This window comes from Thiohalophilus sp. (assembly GCF_034522235.1).
Classification (GTDB): domain Bacteria; phylum Pseudomonadota; class Gammaproteobacteria; order UBA6429; family Thiohalophilaceae; genus Thiohalophilus.
Map to the genome: position 1 here is coordinate 336,507 of NZ_JAXHLN010000003.1, position 16,098 is coordinate 352,604.

At 58.4% G+C, this 16,098-nt stretch carries 10 protein-coding genes; 7 read left to right on the top strand and 3 right to left on the bottom strand.

All coding sequences use genetic code 11. From position 1 onward, the window contains the following. Positions 1-117 precede the first annotated feature (117 nt). From U5J94_RS04525 to U5J94_RS04535, 3 genes are all read left to right on the top strand, one after another. Positions 118-2,088, top strand: coding sequence for a HAMP domain-containing sensor histidine kinase (locus U5J94_RS04525; protein ID WP_322564448.1), 1,971 nt, complete (start codon positions 118-120; stop codon positions 2,086-2,088). Further along, a complete protein-coding gene (locus U5J94_RS04530; RefSeq protein WP_322564449.1) occupies positions 2,081-3,430 on the top strand; it encodes a sigma-54 dependent transcriptional regulator in 1,350 nt (449 codons plus the stop codon). The genes U5J94_RS04525 and U5J94_RS04530 overlap by 8 nt, the downstream gene beginning before the upstream one ends. 298 nt (positions 3,431-3,728) lie before the next feature. After that, positions 3,729-5,543: a thioredoxin domain-containing protein gene (locus U5J94_RS04535; protein WP_322564450.1), complete on the top strand. Its 1,815-nt coding sequence runs from the start codon at positions 3,729-3,731 to the stop codon at positions 5,541-5,543. 17 nt (positions 5,544-5,560) lie between these two features. Here the strand turns inward: U5J94_RS04535 and U5J94_RS04540 are convergent, their stop codons facing one another. Then, positions 5,561-7,258, bottom strand: coding sequence for a hypothetical protein (locus tag U5J94_RS04540; RefSeq protein ID WP_322564451.1), 1,698 nt, complete (start codon positions 7,256-7,258; stop codon positions 5,561-5,563). 549 nt (positions 7,259-7,807) lie between these two features. Between U5J94_RS04540 and U5J94_RS04545 the strand changes: the two genes are divergently transcribed. Next, positions 7,808-8,167 (top strand): PhnD/SsuA/transferrin family substrate-binding protein, encoded by a 360-nt coding sequence (locus tag U5J94_RS04545; RefSeq protein WP_322564452.1) that lies wholly within the window; start codon positions 7,808-7,810, stop codon positions 8,165-8,167. A gap of 216 nt (positions 8,168-8,383) precedes the next feature. Here the strand turns inward: U5J94_RS04545 and U5J94_RS04550 are convergent, their stop codons facing one another. Then, positions 8,384-9,136 carry a 2,3-bisphosphoglycerate-dependent phosphoglycerate mutase gene (locus tag U5J94_RS04550; RefSeq protein WP_416224189.1) on the bottom strand — a complete coding sequence of 251 codons (753 nt, stop codon included), beginning with the start codon at positions 9,134-9,136 and terminating at the stop codon, positions 8,384-8,386. Between the two features lie 98 nt (positions 9,137-9,234). On the opposite strand from U5J94_RS04550, the gene U5J94_RS04555 reads away from it, so the two are divergent. The 3 genes from U5J94_RS04555 (at position 9,235) to U5J94_RS04565 (ending at position 13,287) form a co-directional block, all read left to right on the top strand. After that, a complete protein-coding gene (locus U5J94_RS04555; protein WP_322564454.1) occupies positions 9,235-10,170 on the top strand; it encodes a hydrogen peroxide-inducible genes activator in 936 nt (311 codons plus the stop codon). A gap of 373 nt (positions 10,171-10,543) precedes the next feature. Next, positions 10,544-11,140, top strand: a complete 597-nt coding sequence (locus U5J94_RS04560; protein WP_322564455.1) for a LemA family protein — start codon at positions 10,544-10,546, stop codon at positions 11,138-11,140. Positions 11,141-11,346: 206 nt separating this feature from the next. Continuing rightward, positions 11,347-13,287: a M48 family metallopeptidase gene (locus U5J94_RS04565; RefSeq protein WP_322564456.1), complete on the top strand. Its 1,941-nt coding sequence runs from the start codon at positions 11,347-11,349 to the stop codon at positions 13,285-13,287. A 433-nt stretch (positions 13,288-13,720) separates the two neighbouring features. Here the strand turns inward: U5J94_RS04565 and U5J94_RS04570 are convergent, their stop codons facing one another. Then, the gene (locus U5J94_RS04570; protein ID WP_322564457.1) at positions 13,721-15,976 is read right to left on the bottom strand and encodes a diguanylate cyclase; all 2,256 of its coding nucleotides are present in this window, start codon (positions 15,974-15,976) and stop codon (positions 13,721-13,723) included. Positions 15,977-16,098 lie beyond the last annotated feature (122 nt).

The following is a 16,098-nucleotide window of genomic DNA, read 5'->3' on the forward strand; positions in this document are numbered from 1 at the left end:
AAGAATTCGTTGTTTGGGTTCCGGGAAGTCCCGATTCACCACTTTATTCCCCCTGGTGTCTTCGTGTCCTGGTGGTGAGATTTTCGTCGAGCCGCCTGACGGACAGGAAGCGAAACGTTGCGTATACGAACCAACATCTTCATCTGGGTATTTTTCGCCACGGTAGTGCCGCTGACCGGTCTGATGCTGGGTGCGACCTATTACAGTCAGAGTGCCTATCAACAGGCGGTTTCCCACGATGTGTTATCGAGTCTGGAAAGCGTCTCCCGCGAGCTGGAACGGCATCTGCGGGATAATCAGGAGCTGGCGCAGGGGATGGCGCGCGCGCCGGCGGTACAGGAATTTGTCCCGGTACTGGCCGGGCAGACCGCCGGTCGTCTGCCGACCCAGAGTCGCCGTTTGCGCGCGCAGGTCAATCGCTATTTCGAAGGCTTTCAGACCATTTTGCCCGGCACCTTTTATCTGCGCCTGCTGGACACTAATGGCAACACCCTGGTCAAGGTCAGTCACAACAACCGCAGTGTCCCCGCGTACGAGAGCCTGTCGGGACTGGCGTATGTCGAGCAGGAGATCAATTCCGAAAAGTTCGTCACGCGGCTGCGCGAACTGGCCCCGGAACAGGCACATGCGCTGGATCTGCCGCACAACCGGCTCAATGAGATGCTGGAGTTCAACTTTCCCTTGCTCGATTATGTGGTGCCGCTGTATCAGGATGATCAGTGGGTCGGCGCGTTGACCGTCACCCTCGGCGGCCGGCATCTGGATCGGATCTTGGATAACGCCTCGCGCCTGTATCAGGGCGAACTGTTTGTGGTGGAAAACAACCCCGACGATCCGCAACGCCACGGCCGGATTTTATATGACAAGGGCAGCGATATCCGTTTTGCCCAGATCCGGGCCGATGCGGTCTTTGTCGGTGACAAATACGACAAACAGATGTTGAACGAGGTGGTGGACAGTACCAGCGGCCTGTACCGGAGTGAAGACGAGCGTTTCCATAACTATTATGTCGAGCTGATTCCCTATCCGGATCGACTGATCAGCTGGGTGCTGACCTCGCACATCGATTCAAGCGTTATATTCTCCCCCTATTCGACGATTCGCATCGGCATCGGGCTGTTCGGTATTGCCGCGCTGATTATTACCCTGCTACTGACCGACATCGGCGTGCGCAAGGTGGCGCAACCGGTCTGTCGCCTGGCCGGGCGGCTCAAGGCCTATGCCAATGGGGATCATGCCCAGCGTGCCGAGGAGAAGCAGGCGATCGATGAAATCGGGGCCCTGGCCCAGGCCTTCAATTACCTGGCCGATACCCTGGATACCGCGCGCGAGCAGCGCGATCGCGCCGAACACATGATGTTACAAAGCAACAAGCTGGCCAGCATCGGCCAGATGGCGGCGGGTATCGGTCATGAGATCAATAACCCGTTGAACAATGTGCTCTCCTATACCAAATTATTGCAGCGCACCTTGCAAAAAGGGGAATACACTGATGCACAAACCCGTCAACGTTTAAACGCGGATCTGGAGGCGCTGCGCGACGAGGCGCTGCGGGCCTCGGATATCGTGCGCGGTATTCTCAACTTCGCCCGCCAGGTGCCGCCGCAATACACCCGCTTTGAGGTTCGGCCCTGGCTGGAGAATACCCTGGCGCTGGTCAGACAGGCCGCCAGGGGACGACGTGTGAATCTGAACCTGCAGTGTGATTTCGCGGGTGAGCTGGAAGGCGATCGCAGCCAGCTGCAGCAGGCATTGATCAACCTGCTGTTAAATGCGATTCAGGCCAGCCCCCCGGATACCGAGGTGCTGATCCGCTGCCGGAACGAAGCGAGGCAATTGATACTGACCATTCGCGATGAAGGCGAGGGTATCGCACCGGAGAAACTGGATAATATTTTTGATCCCTTCTTCAGTACCAAGGCCGAAGGCGAGGGTAGCGGGCTGGGGCTGTCGATCAGCCTGGGGATCATCGAATACCATAACGGCACGCTGACGATCGAAAACAACCCCGATGCTGGTGTCACCGCCACAGTTGTACTACCGTTACAGGCCGACAGCGCGAACCAGGAACGAGTCGCCAATGCATAACCCGCCCGTCATACTGTTTGTCGACGATGATCCCAAAGCCGGTGAGCTGATGGCCCGCTTCACCGAAGAGGCTGAGTTCGAATGCCGGGTCTATCAGGAACCGCTCGCCGCGCTGGAGTATTTCAAACAGCACCCGGTACAGCTGATTGTCAGCGATCTGCGCATGCCCGATATGAGCGGCACCGAACTGTTGCAGGCGGTCCGCGAGCAGGACAGCCATATTCCTTTTATTATCATCACCGGTTACGCCAACGTGGATAATGCCATCGAGGCCATGCGTCACGGTGCCACCGACTTTATCAAAAAACCTTATGATATGGACGAGTTGCAGCTGCTGATCGAGCGCAACCTCAAGCTCGACGCGCTGCGCCAGGAAAACCAGCTGCTCAAGCGTCAACTCAGTGACGAGCGCAACCGCTTTGGCATGGTCGGTCACGCCGATCCGATCGTGGAAATCTACAAAATCATCAGCAAGATCGCCGACATCCGCTGCAACGTCGTCATCGAAGGCGAATCGGGTACCGGCAAGGAGCTGGCGGCGCGGGCCATTCACTACCAGAGTGAATATGCTGACCAGCCGTTTGTGGTGATCGACTGCGGCGCACTGACCGATACTCTGCTGGAAAACGAGCTGTTCGGTCATGAGAAGGGCGCCTTTACCGGCGCGCATCAAAGCAAACGCGGTTTGCTGGAGATGGCCACGGGTGGCACGGTGTTTCTGGATGAGATCGGCAACATCACCGATGCCATGCAGATCAAGCTGATGCGCGCGATTCAGGAGCAGCAGATCACCCGCGTCGGCGGCCTGCAACCCACCCCCATCGATGTGCGCTTTATCGTGGCAACCAATCAGGATATCGATCAGCTGGTGAGCGAGGGCAAGTTCCGCCACGATCTCTATCATCGTCTGAATGTGGTTAAATTCCGCATGCCGCCATTACGCCAGCGGCGGGACGACATTCCCCTGCTGGTACGCCACTTTATCGACCATTACGCTAAATTGTATGGCCGGGAGGTCAGGGAGTTCGATCGGGAATCCATGCAGAAGCTGATGGAACATGACTGGCCCGGCAATGTCCGCGAACTGCAAAATCTTGTCGAGCGCACCATCGCCCTGGCCGACAGTCCGGTATTGCACCTGGATGATATCGACAGCATCCGCAGCGGAGGCGGTATCGATAGCGATCTGCCCAGCCTGGCCGAACTGGAAAAACGCTATATCTACAAGATCCTGGATCGCTTCAACGGCAGCCGGGATAAGACCGCCGAAACCCTGGGTATCAACAAATCCACCCTGTGGCGTAAACTGCAAAGCTACAAACAGGAAGACGGTAGCGAATAACTATGCCGAGACATTTCTCAATTGCTCTTGAAGTTAACGCGGAGCTCGCGGAGTCGCAGAGGCGCAAAGTAAAAATTATCTGAGTTTACTGTGCTAGTGGATTAACACACAGCCCATAAAAGTGTTCATAGTCACTGTTATAAAATCACTTCTCCGCGTCTCTGCGACTCCGCGAGCTCCGCGTTTTTTACCAGGCTGTCGAATAAGTAGATTGAGCGTATTGCTCATGCGACACTCCGCTGAATTTTTACATGCTACTATTGTCTCAATCACGGGCTTCAGGTAGATATTCGCGATTATGTCATTGCTTTCCAAATGGTTATGTTGTCTCGGTTTGTTGCTGTTGCCGGCAAGCGCCGTCGGTGACGAGCTGCGCAATCGGCTGGCGGATCACGGTTCGGCCTATCTGGCCATGCATGGGGAAGATCCGGTGCACTGGCAACAATGGAATGCGGACACAGTCGAGCTGGCCAGGGCGCAGGACAAGTTGCTTTATATTTCCAGCGGCTATTTTTCCTGTCACTGGTGTCACGTTATGCAGCGTGAGAGCTATCAAAACGATCAAATCGCCGCGCTGCTCAATGAGCACTTCATCCCGGTCAAGGTGGATCGCGAACTGAATCCGGCACTGGATGATCGCCTGATCGATTTTGTCGAGCGTACCCAGGGTTACAGCGGCTGGCCGTTGAATGTCTTTGTCACGCCGGAAGGGTATCCGCTGGTGGGGACGGTCTATCAACCTCCGGAAGATTTTAAGAATATCCTGGAGCGCATCCGTGATGAATGGCAGTCGGAGGCGGCCCAGCTCAAGGCACTGGCCCGGGATACGACAGCGCAACTGAGTCGTCACGCACCGCCGCTACGCGATGTCAGTGCCGCTGAACTGCGCGACAAGTTCCTCAAGGCCAGTCTTGGCCGGGCCGATGAGCTGGAAGGCGGTTTTGGCAGCGAGAACAAGTTTCCCTCGGTACCGCAATTGAATGCCTTGCTGACAATCCATCAACAGGACAGGCAAGGCACGCTGGATGATTTTTTGAACCTTACCCTGCAGAGCATGGCGCGCCAGGGCTTGTATGATCATCTGGCAGGCGGTTTTTTCCGTTATACCGTCGATCCGGGCTGGCAAGAGCCGCACTTTGAAAAAATGTTGTACGACAATGCGCTGCTGGCTTCCCTCTATTTGCGTGCGGCAAGGGTACTGGATGAGCCGGCATACCGCCGGGTTGCCCTGGAGACGCTGGAGTTTATGCGCCGCGATTTTCAGCGGGATAACGGCGGCTTGTTGTCGAGTTTCTCCGCCATCGACAATCAAGGCATCGAGGGCGGCTATTACCTGTGGCGGGAAGCGGAACTCGAACAGCTGCTCAGCGACGCGGAGTTCGATGTGGCGCGCCGCGTCTGGGGCGTGAGCGGCCCGCCGGAACTGGAGCACGGTCATCATCTGCGTATCGCCTCGAGTGTCGAAACAGTGGCTGATGCACGGCAACAGCCCGTTGAGCAGATCGAGCAAATCCTGGCGCGCAGCCGTGCCAAGCTTCTGCAGCAACGTCGCCAACGCACCCTGCCGGCGGATACCAAGCAGATTGCCGCCTGGAACGGTCTGGCACTCTCCGCCTTTGTCGCCGGCGCGCGCGAAGATCACGGACTGAAGCAGGCCGCGGTGGCGTTACAGGGATTTATTATCGATCAGCTGTGGGACGGTTCGCAGCTCAAGCGGGCCCACGGTGAGCAGCAGCAACTGGGTCGTGTTGGACTGGAGGATTACGCATATGTCGCGCAGGGCCTGCTGGATTATGCGCGTTATCGCAATGACGAGGCGACATTGAACGTCGCCGGCGACATCATCCACCAGGCCTGGGAGGACTTTCTCAGCCCCGAGGGCTGGTTATTGCAGCGCCAGTCCCTGCTTAAATATGGCGCCCGCCAGTCGGTACTGGCCGATGGCCCCATGCCGGCGCCTTCGGCGGTGTTGATGCGGGCCACCCGAACATTGCTGGATCAGCGTCCCGATCCGGCACTGGAAAAGTCGCTGCAGCTGGCGCTGGGATTACGCGAGGCGGCCATGCTGGAGTTACCGTTCTGGTATGCCGGCCATATCATGCTGCAGCGCTGAGCCCGGTCGGATCGGGATCAGGCAATGAACAACGTGCTCGGATCCACCGGCGGCCGTTCCAGCACTTCAAACTCGAACTGGTTGAAAGAGTGGGTCGAGAGCAACAACTTTCTTAATCGCACATAAAACAGACGACGCTTCATATTGACCGAGATAATCGAGTCGATATCAAACACCGAGGCGGGGATGATCAGGCTGCGCCGTTGTTGTACCGAGACTTGTTTGGGGATCAACAGGCCGCGAAAATAGCCGGTGCCTTCACCGGTACCCTGCAGACCTTTGATCGCGATGGGTACGGCGGAGTTGGCCACGCTCATGATCCCCAGCTCCATCCCTTCGCCAGGCCGGGTCTTGAGCCAGCGGACCATCCCGAGCTGCCAATGCAGGCAGTTCTGGCTGTCGCACCAGGCGACCACTTCGCCGACCTTGACGTTCGAGCAGCCCGACTCGGGGGTGCAGGCCAGGGCCGCGCCATGGGGGCTGGCGTTCTGTTGCCACCAGGGGTTGGCATCATACTCGCGCGTGGTGTGGTAACTGTCCTTTTGCATCGCCTCGTCATAGGCGGTGGCCAGCACCTCGGAAGGGATATCGTCCTGGTCGCGATACCTGATGACGAACTCATCCATCTCCGGTGTAAAGTCATTACGCCGATTAATATAGTGATGCGAAGCATTAAGCCCCATCGCCATGCGGATGGTCGCCCTGGCGCTGTGGCGCGGCGTCCGGCGTTTCAGAGCCCCCCGCCAGGCATCGGATAAACGCAACAGCATGTCCCGCTGATAACGCAGCACCATGGAATGCCTGTCTTCTTCCAGATTATGCATGGTGGTCTTGAGTATCCGTTGCAGGTGTGCCTCCAGGCGCTGTTTGACCTCATGGATATCGATGATGCGCCCGTCGTGCGGCTGCCACCGGATCTCCTCGCTGATAAAGCGCGGCGGCTGATCCGACTCAAAGTCCAATGCAAATTCCCCGGTCAGGCTGTGTCCCGCCAGTGGACGTAGATGACAGTACAGCGTCCAGGCGGAAACCAGGTAATGAATATCATCGGCTTCGCCGGGCATCAGATGATAGGGCTCGGCCAGCGAGAGCAGCAATGCGCGCTTGTAGACCAGATCGATGGTGTAGTTGACCGGCAGGCTGTAATCGGGGACCGGATCATCCACCGGCTGATCGTGATAGCCCCGTGATTCGGCGTAACGGTATAACTGGTGCAGCTCGTACCAGATCTTGTCCGGTTCGTTGGCATAAACCATGTAACAGGTCAGCAAGCGGCGGCCCAGATACTGGATAGTTTGATAAATGGCCTCGCGCAATAGTAACTGTTGATGCTCCCTGGTCGAATCGGCCAGGGCCAGTTCACTGACGATGATCTTGTAACCGGTGGCCATGCCTTCCAGGACGGCGTGAAGGTCGTGATAAGTGTCGAGGTTTTTCCGGCTCAGCGGAATCTGCGCCTGTTTCAGATGCCGCGCGAGGGTCACCAGCAGCTGACGCGCCACCGGCCGCAGCGTATCCAGCAGCTGGATCCGATCAGCAGGCGAGCAGGTTGACTGGTTGAGCAGCTTGAGCTGATCGACAAACAGGTGGACCGTCTTGCGGGTATTGGCGGTGGGCAGGTCGTGAATCCACTGGCGAAGCTTCTTGATCCGTAGTGGCGGCCGACCCCGTCGCGTCAGCTCCCGGGAGGGGATATCCAGAGCAGGTAACGTCACGTGTGCATCATCCAGTTGCCAGGTTACGGGAAAAGTATAACGCAGTCAGCGGGGGGGTGTATGGTGCAAACTGCATAACGCTGGTGTGCATTTCGCGACCACAGGATGCTGTGGTCGGAAACGACGAGGAAGCTTTTGTGATCCGGGCAGAGCTTTTGTCAGAAAACACTTAAACTTATGGCGCATTTCCCCCACTATGCCTGTCAGGCGCGGAGTTTGCATAGTGTCGTGTCGGACCCGTTACCGGCCGGACAAATAACAACAAAAAATGCCGGTAAATTACAGAGACTGCCTGTCGCACGGCAATAATAATGCCGGCGATATCGGACGCTGTCTTGCCTTTGCGGCAACAACAGGTATTTGCACAACAAAATAAGGGGCCAGCATGAAAGCACGCATTTTTCTTTTACTCTGGGGGGCGGCGCTGTTACAGCCGCTGTTCGCTGCCGAGACTTTGATTATGACCGCGCCGCCGCGCGAATCTCTGGCGGCGGGCGAGAAACAGTATGCCGTCTGGCCCGCTTCCGAAACCCCGCGCGTCAGCCGGTCGTGCGTGGCGTCAAGGGCGGGATGGGGGCCGTTTACAAGGCGTTCAAAAACGGGGAGTGTGACGCCTTCGTGGTACGCACCTCGTTTTACCAGAATGTCATGAGCGAAGAAGATCGCCAGGAATTGAAGATTGTTTATACATCAGATGCCATGCCCAACCAGTCCATCTCGGTCAGCAGTCGATTGACGTCACAAGAGCGCAGCAAGTTGCGTCAGGCATTGCTTTCCGAAGCCGGAACACAGGCCTTGCAACCGACGCTGAACCGCTTTGCCAGCAAGGCCAAACGTTTTATTGCAACCGATAATGCGGAATTCAAGGATTACAATACCCTGCTCGAAGGTGTGATTTTCGGCTGGTAACCTCGGTGCAACGCGCTGGACATTAAACGCAAAGAACGCCGAGACGCAGAGGCCGCGAAGTAATTATGATGTGGCTTTTACTACCTGTTTGAGCTGTAGGGTGGATCAAGCCGCAGGCGGATCCACCATTCTCGCTTGATACTTCGCACCTGGAAGCGCCGGATCCGCTGCACTTGATCCGGCCTACCCGCTCAGAACTCAGAACTCAGCACTATCTTATGCCGCCTGATCATCTTGCCCATTTAGATAGTACCAATCCAGCGGCGACCCGTTGTGGTCGAAGTGATAAACGATCGGCATGGCAGTCGGAATCTCGAAACATTCGACTTCCGCCACGCTCATGTCCGCCAGCGCCATGATCAGTGCACGCAGGGTGTTGCCGTGGGCGCTGATCAGCAGCCGCTCGCCGCGGCGGATACGCGGGATGATGTCCTCATCCCAGTAGCGCATGACCCGTTCGCGGGTCTCGGCCAGGTTCTCCACATCGGGTAGTTGGGCCGGGTCGATATCGTGGCAAAGCGGATCGTGACAGCTGTGCCGTGCATCCTCGCGGCGCAGGGCACCGGCACGATCGTGATAACCCCGGCGCCAGCGCCACACCTGCTGCTCGCCATGGCGTGCGGTGGCCTCACCCTTGTCCAGCCCCTGCAGGGCGCCGTAATGGCGTTCGTTCAGCTGCCAGGCCCGGGTGCGCGGAATGCCATCCTGACCCAGTTCGGCCAGCAGGATACCCAGCGTAGTCACCGCCCGCTGCAATCGCGAACTGTAGGCCGCGTCGAAGACGAACCCCTGCTCGCGCAGAAGTTTGCCGGCGGCGTGCGCTTCGGCAATCCCGGCTTCGGTCAGCGGCGGATCGGCCCAGCCGGTGAAACGGTTCTCTTTGTTCCACTGGCTCTGGGCGTGGCGAATCAGAACCACCGGTACCGGGCCGGGGCGGGTTTGAGTCGGTTTTGTCGTTGTCGTTTTCATCATAGCTTTAGCCTAGGCTGGATCTCTTTATTTTTCAAATCGTTTGTTTATACTGTATTAATCGGTATTGCCTATCATAAGGCCGGGCCAGAAAACGTATGAATATCAGAGACCTGCAGTACATCATCGCCGTGGCCGAAACCCGCCATTTTGGCAAGGCGGCCGAGCGCAGTTTCGTCAGCCAGCCGACCCTCAGCGGCCAGATCAAAAAGCTCGAGGAGTCGCTGGGTGTGGCGATCTTCGAGCGCACCAACCGCTCGGTGGAGGTCACCCCCATCGGCGAGGCGATCCTGCGCCATGCCAGGCTGATGATGGAGCAGATGAACGCCATCGAGCAGCTGGCGCAGGCCCATCAGGATCCACTGGCCGGGCCCCTGCGCCTGGGGGCGATTCCCACCATCAGTCCTTACCTGATGCCGCTGATCCTGGTGCCGCTCAAACGGCAGTATCCGCAGCTCAAGCTGGTCCTCTCCGAGGAGATGACCGACACCCTGATCCGCCGTTTGCAACACCACGAGATCGACGCCGCCCTGCTGGCCACGCCGGTGGACGAGCCGGATCTGGCCGTCATGCCTCTGTTCGACGAACCCTTCTGGCTAGCCCATCCGCGGGATCACGCTTTTTATAATAAGGAGACCATCACCCGCGAGGATCTGGAAAACACCGAGCTGTTGTTACTCGCCGAAGGCCACTGCCTGGCCAAGCAGGCGATGGAAGTGTGCCGGTTGAAAGAGCGCAGCGAACGGGGCGAGATGGCGGACCTGCGCGCCGCCAGCCTGGAGACCCTGCTACAACTGGTCGGCGCCGGCTTCGGTTCCACCCTGGTGCCGGCGTTGGCCATGCGTGGCAGCTGGGCCACCGGCAGCGGCATCGTCACCCGCCAACTGGATCTGCCAGACGCCTATCGCCGCGTCTCCCTCGTCTACCGCACCAGCTACCCGCGCATGGAAGCCCTGCACACCCTCGCACGCGTCATTCTCGAACACCTGCCCAATACCGTGACGCCAATTGACGCCGTTGGCGTCAGGGGCTAGTAACCAGGAGCTAGATTCTAGTAACCAGCGTTTAATACCTGGTACTTATTCGTGTGGGAGTAATTTGCAAGCGCGACAGGACAAGTGGCACAGAAGTCGCCGCTGCAAGCGCCTCCCACAGGTCCTTCGACATAGTCAGTGTCTAGCACCTGGAAACTCGCCTCTGTTGTCGTGGGAGGGCATTGACGTGGCAGAAAAATCGCGGCTAAAAGCCCCTCCTACATCACCTGCCACTAGCTTGCTGCCAACTGCCAACTGCCAACTGCGAACTCAGCACTCAGCACTCAGCACTCAGCACTCAGCACTCAGAACTTGTGGCCCCTGTCTCTATATCGAGCTATGATGCCTTGAAGAACCGCGCTGGAGAGCAAAAATGGATATTTCGACAATCGTGATCCTGGTGGTACTGGGCATCATCGTGGTCTACATCATCGCGATCTACAACCGCCTGGTGGCGTTGCAGAACCGCTTCAAGAATGCGTTCGCCCAGATCGAGGTGCAGCTCAAACGCCGTTATGATCTGATCCCCAACCTGGTGGAAACCGCCAGGGGGTATCTCAAGCACGAACGCGAAACCCTCGATGCCGTCGTGCAGGCGCGCAACGCGGCGCAGCAGGGGCTGGATCAGGCCCATGACGATCCCGGTAACCCCGATGCGATCGATAACCTGAGCCGGGCCGAAGGCAATCTGGCCGGCGCGCTGGGGCGCTTCAACGTGGTGGTCGAGGCCTATCCCGATCTCAAGGCCAATCAGAACATGATGCAGCTTAATGAGGAGCTGACCAGCACCGAGAACAAGGTCGCCTTCGCGCGCCAGGCGTTCAATGACGCGGTCATGGCCTACAACACCTACAAGCAGTCCTTCCCGCAGAATGTGTTCGCCGGCCTGTTCGGCCACGGCCAGGATGCTCACCTGCTGGAGTTCGAAGACAGCGCCGAGATCCAGGCCGCGCCCAGCGTCTCATTTTGACCCGGCTGTTGCGCTAAACAGGAGTTTTGAATGCCCGTTCAAAGAGATTGCTTCGTCACGTTGTTCCTCGCAATGACGTCACTGTTTTCGGTCATTGCGACGCCTGCATGGACGCAGGTGGTAGAGCGACGCAGGACGCCAAAGCCGAGCGAAGCGAAGCAATCTTTTGAACAACGTGATCGGGTATTCGGAGCGTTTGGATAGCCATGGACTTTTTTGAAGCACAGGATCGAGCCCGACGCCAGACCGGCTGGCTGGTCGTGCTGTTTATGCTGGCGGTGATGGGGCTGATCCTGCTGACCAATCTGCTGGTACTGGGTGTGCTCGCCTATAACCAGACCGGGGTACCGACTTTCTCGCCCGAATTGTTGGCGCAGCAGTTTCAGTGGGATGTGTTCCTCGGTGTGGCCGCGGTGGTCATCGCACTGGTGTTTCTCGGCAGTGCCTATAAAACGATGTCGCTCTCCGGCGGCGGTCACAAGGTGGCCGAGATGCTCGGTGGCCGCGCGCTCAGTTCCGACAGCCGCGATCCCGATGAACGCCGTGTGCTGAACGTGGTGGAAGAGATCGCCATCGCCGCCGGCATGCCGGTACCCCGGGTCTATCTGCTGGAGGAGGCGGGCATTAACGCCTTCGCCGCCGGCTCCAGCCCCAACAACGCGGTGATCGGCATCACCCGCGGCGCCATGGAGACGCTGACCCGCGATGAGCTGCAAGGCGTTATCGCCCACGAGTTCAGTCACATCTTCAACGGCGACATGCGCATGAATATTCGCCTGATCGGTGTGCTGCACGGGATTTTGTTGCTGGCGCTGGTCGGCTACTTTTTGTTGCGCTCCTCTTTCTTTGTCCGCGCCTCTCGCAACCGCCAATCCGGCGGACTGGTGGTGGCGATCATCGGCCTGGGGATCGGTCTGCTGGTGATCGGTTACGTGGGCCATTTCTTCGGGCAATGGATCAAGGCCATGGTCAGTCGCCAGCGCGAATACCTGGCCGACGCCTCGGCGGTACAGTTTACCCGCAACAAGCAGGGCATCGCCGGGGCGTTGAAAAAGATCGGCGGCGCCCTGCACGGCTCGCTGCTGGAAACCCCGGCCGCCCCCGAATACAGCCATGCCTACCTGGCCCAGGGGGTCAAAGGCTTCATGCAGTCGCTGTTTTCCACCCACCCGCCGTTGCCGGATCGGATCAGGCGTCTCGACCCCACCTGGGACGGTGAGTTTGTCGTGCCGGTCAAACAATCCACTGAGGCCGAGCCGACCCCCGAAGCAGCCCCCAAACCATCGCTGGATATCGTCGGCGCAGTAGTGGCCGCCGGCGTCCTCAGCGCCGGCAAGATGGTGGACCAGGTCGGCCACTTCGACGAGCAACAGGTCGAGGCGGCACAGGCGATCATCGCCGCCATCCCGCCCGAACTGCGCGAGGCCGCCGCCGAACCCTTCGGCGCCCGCGCGGTGATTTACGTGTTGTTACTCGATCCCCGTCCCCGGGTCGAACGCGAACAACAACGGCTGCTGGAACAACAGGCCGATCCGCAAGTGGTCCAGGTATGCCAGGCCCTGGCGGAACTGCGCCGGGATCTGCCCGAAGCGATCCGCCTGCCGTTGATCGAACTGACCCTGCCGGCGCTGGAAGGCCTGTCCGAGGAGCAGTATCGGCGTTTTCGGGCTGTGGTGCAGGCGTTGATCGCCGCGGACAAGCGCGTCGATCTCAAAGAATGGATCCTGCAGCGGCTGGTGATCCGGCAACTCGATCAACACTTCGGCCTGCGCAAGCCCGCCAGAGCGATACACGGCAAGCTGACGCAGGTAAAAGCCCAGTTGCAGGTGATGCTCTCGCTGGCGGCGCATACCGAGTACCCCGACGCGCAACAGGCCGAACAGGCGTTTAATGCCGGCGCGGCCGAAGCCGGTATGACCGATCTCACCTTGCTGCCGCGCGATGCGCTCGATCTCAACACACTCAACCACGCACTCGACAGCCTCGAACAACTCAAACCCCTGGCCAAACCCCGCCTGCTCAAAGCCTGTGCCGTCTGCATCCTGCACGACGGCAACACCACCGTCCCCGCCCAGGAACTGCTGCGCACCCTCGCCAGCTGCCTCGACAGTCCCATGCCAATATTAGTTAAAAGTTCTGAGTTCTGAGTGCCGAGTTTCAGGTAGGGTGCATCCCACGCACCGGATCCTGTATGTCGGTGGTTTTATGGTGCGTAGAACGCACCCTACTCAAAGGGGGAATCCTAAGAACTCAGATTTTATGATTGCGGGAAGATTCTAGAACCTGGAGCCTGGTCCCTGCCCGAAGGGCTGTTGGCGCAGCCTGCGTGACTGAACTCAGAACCCATAGGAGGCGACTTTGTCGGCGACCTGCCCGGGATTAGAAAAGTCGCGGCTAAAAGCCCCTCCCACATCACCTGGCACTAACTTGCTGCCAACTGCAAACTCAGCACTCGGTATAGAGCAACACATCGTCATGCCGACCTGCGCCGGCATCACGATGACACTCGGACAGTGGACTATTCTGCTAACTGAAAACTGTCTACTGCCAACTTTCTCTTCAGCACTCAGCACTCAGAACTCAGAACTCAGAACTCCCCACGACCCGGTTCCTGCCGCCTTCCTTGGCCTTGTACAGCGCATCATCGGCCCGTTTGACCAGGCTTTCGAGTCTGTCTCCGGGTTGGTAGGTACTGACTCCCAGACTGACGGTGATCTGTCCGGCCGACGGGAAGTCGATATCGGCAATGCGCTGGCGCAGATGATCAGCCGCCTGCAGGGCGGCATCGAGCTCTGTTTCAGGCAACAGAACAATGAACTCTTCACCACCCCAGCGTGCCGGGATGTCGCTGCTGCGCAGTTGTTCGCGCAGGGTGTCGGCGAGCAGGCGCAGTACTTCGTCGCCCACATTGTGGCCGAAACGATCATTGACGGACTTGAAGTGATCGAGATCAAACAGAATCAACGCCAACGCGCGATGATAACGGGCCACGCGTTCCAGCTCCTGCGATAGCAACGCTTCAAATTTGCGCCGGTTATACAGTCCGGTGAGAGCGTCATGAATGGCCTGCTGTTCCAGTTTATTGAACAGATGCTGGCGAACCCGGGTGCCGCCAATCAGCTCCGCTGCGACCTGCAACAATTTAAGATAATTATGTGACCAGTGAGATTGTTGTTCGGCAAAGGAGAACATCAATACACTCGCCAGTATGCCATCCCGCAGGATGGGTAATACCAGCACGGACTGATCGCCGCCGGAGACCAGCAGGGTATGCTCAAGGACGTCCCGATTCTCACTCTCGGCATGCACAATAACGGCGTCGGTATGCAACAGTTTTTGATAATAAGGTGCAACGACGACAGCCGGAATATGGAAGTCCGCCTCGCGTGGTGTGACCCCCCGGGCGCACCACTGCAGATGCATACCCAGACCGCCGTTTTCGGGGCTGTAATCAAACAACATACAGCGGCGGGTTTGTAAAAATTCTCCCAGGCTTTCGAGCGCGTGACAGATGCCATTATGCTTTGCATCGGTATCATTGTTTAATAATGACAGGGAAACGTCACGCAGCAGTTCTTCCAGTTGCAGTTGCTGTTGCAGGTCTTCCTCGGCCTGTTTTTTAGCGGTGATATCGATGGAGGTCGAGACAATGCGCTCCTCACCACCGACTGTCATTGGCTGCAGGAATACATCCTCCCACATGGCCTTGCCCCCGGCATTATAAGTAAGCCATTCGAAGCGTTGTGGTCCATATTTGTGCACGCGTTCGAACCAGCGTTGCACATCTTCCAGGCTATAGGGCGGCTCACCCCAGACGCTGCGCAGCTCGAAAGACAATCGGTTCAGCTCTGCCACATCCGCCACGCCGTAAATCTCCAGGGCACGTTCATTGGCCTGCCGTACCTCGGCGGTGTGTGGATCATGCACCATCACCGAGACCGAGCTGTTATCGAACAACGCCTGCAGCTGATTTTTTTGCTCCTGCAGTTCACGGGTGCGTTCCTGTAATTGCAGGGTCAGTTCGGCCCGCTGACGACGCAGGCCGTGCAGGTAGAGGCTGAAAAAGATCAATGCCAGTACCAACAGGGCTGCGACCAGGGTTGGCATCAGCCAGCCCGGAGTAACCTCAACGGTGCTGGTGTGGGCCCAGCGCTGGGTAATACGATCCAGCTCGGTGTCCGGCAGGTTGGCGATAGCCTCGTTGACTTTTTTTAACAGGGCGGAGTCCTCGAGCCGCACCGCCGCCACCAGTTGCTGCCGGTACAGCACTTCCAGCACATGGAAGTCGCCGGGCGCGGCGTACTGATCCAGCAGATAACGCCCCACCGGGTGATCGGCGGCAAACGCCGTAACCTCGCCCGCCACCGCGGCGGTGACCAGATCGGCGTTATTGGGATACTCGCGCAATGGCAGTTCCGGATACCGTCCCTGCAAAAACTCCCGCTCGTAACTGCCGGCCACCACACCGACAGGGGCCAGTGCCGGATCATCCAGCGTGCGGGCCTGAATGTCGGCACTGACAAACAACACCGTCTCCAGCGGAATCAGCGGATGAGAAAAATCCAGAAACTTCGAGCGCTCCGGCGAGGGGAACAGTCCGCCGTGCACCGGCACCGTCCCGTTACGCACCTGCTCGATGGTTTGTGGCCAGTCCGCCAGACGAAACGCCACAGGCCGGCCCATCTGCTCGCCCAGTGCCCGCCACAGATCCACCAGCAACCCGCGCGGCTCGCCGTGGCGATCCCGAAACGCCAGCGGCGGCCAGCTGTGATCCTGCGAGATCACCAGCGGCGCGGGATCCGCCTTGTCGGCCGCCAGCGGTGTCGGAAGTGCCATTGCGAGGCAGAGCAGACACAAAACCCGGGATAAGATAGCAGAAGGCATCAGTTCAATTTAATTACGGTAAGTTAACTGGCTAATAATAACCCGCTTCGAGGCAGAGAGTTAGGGGGCGCATA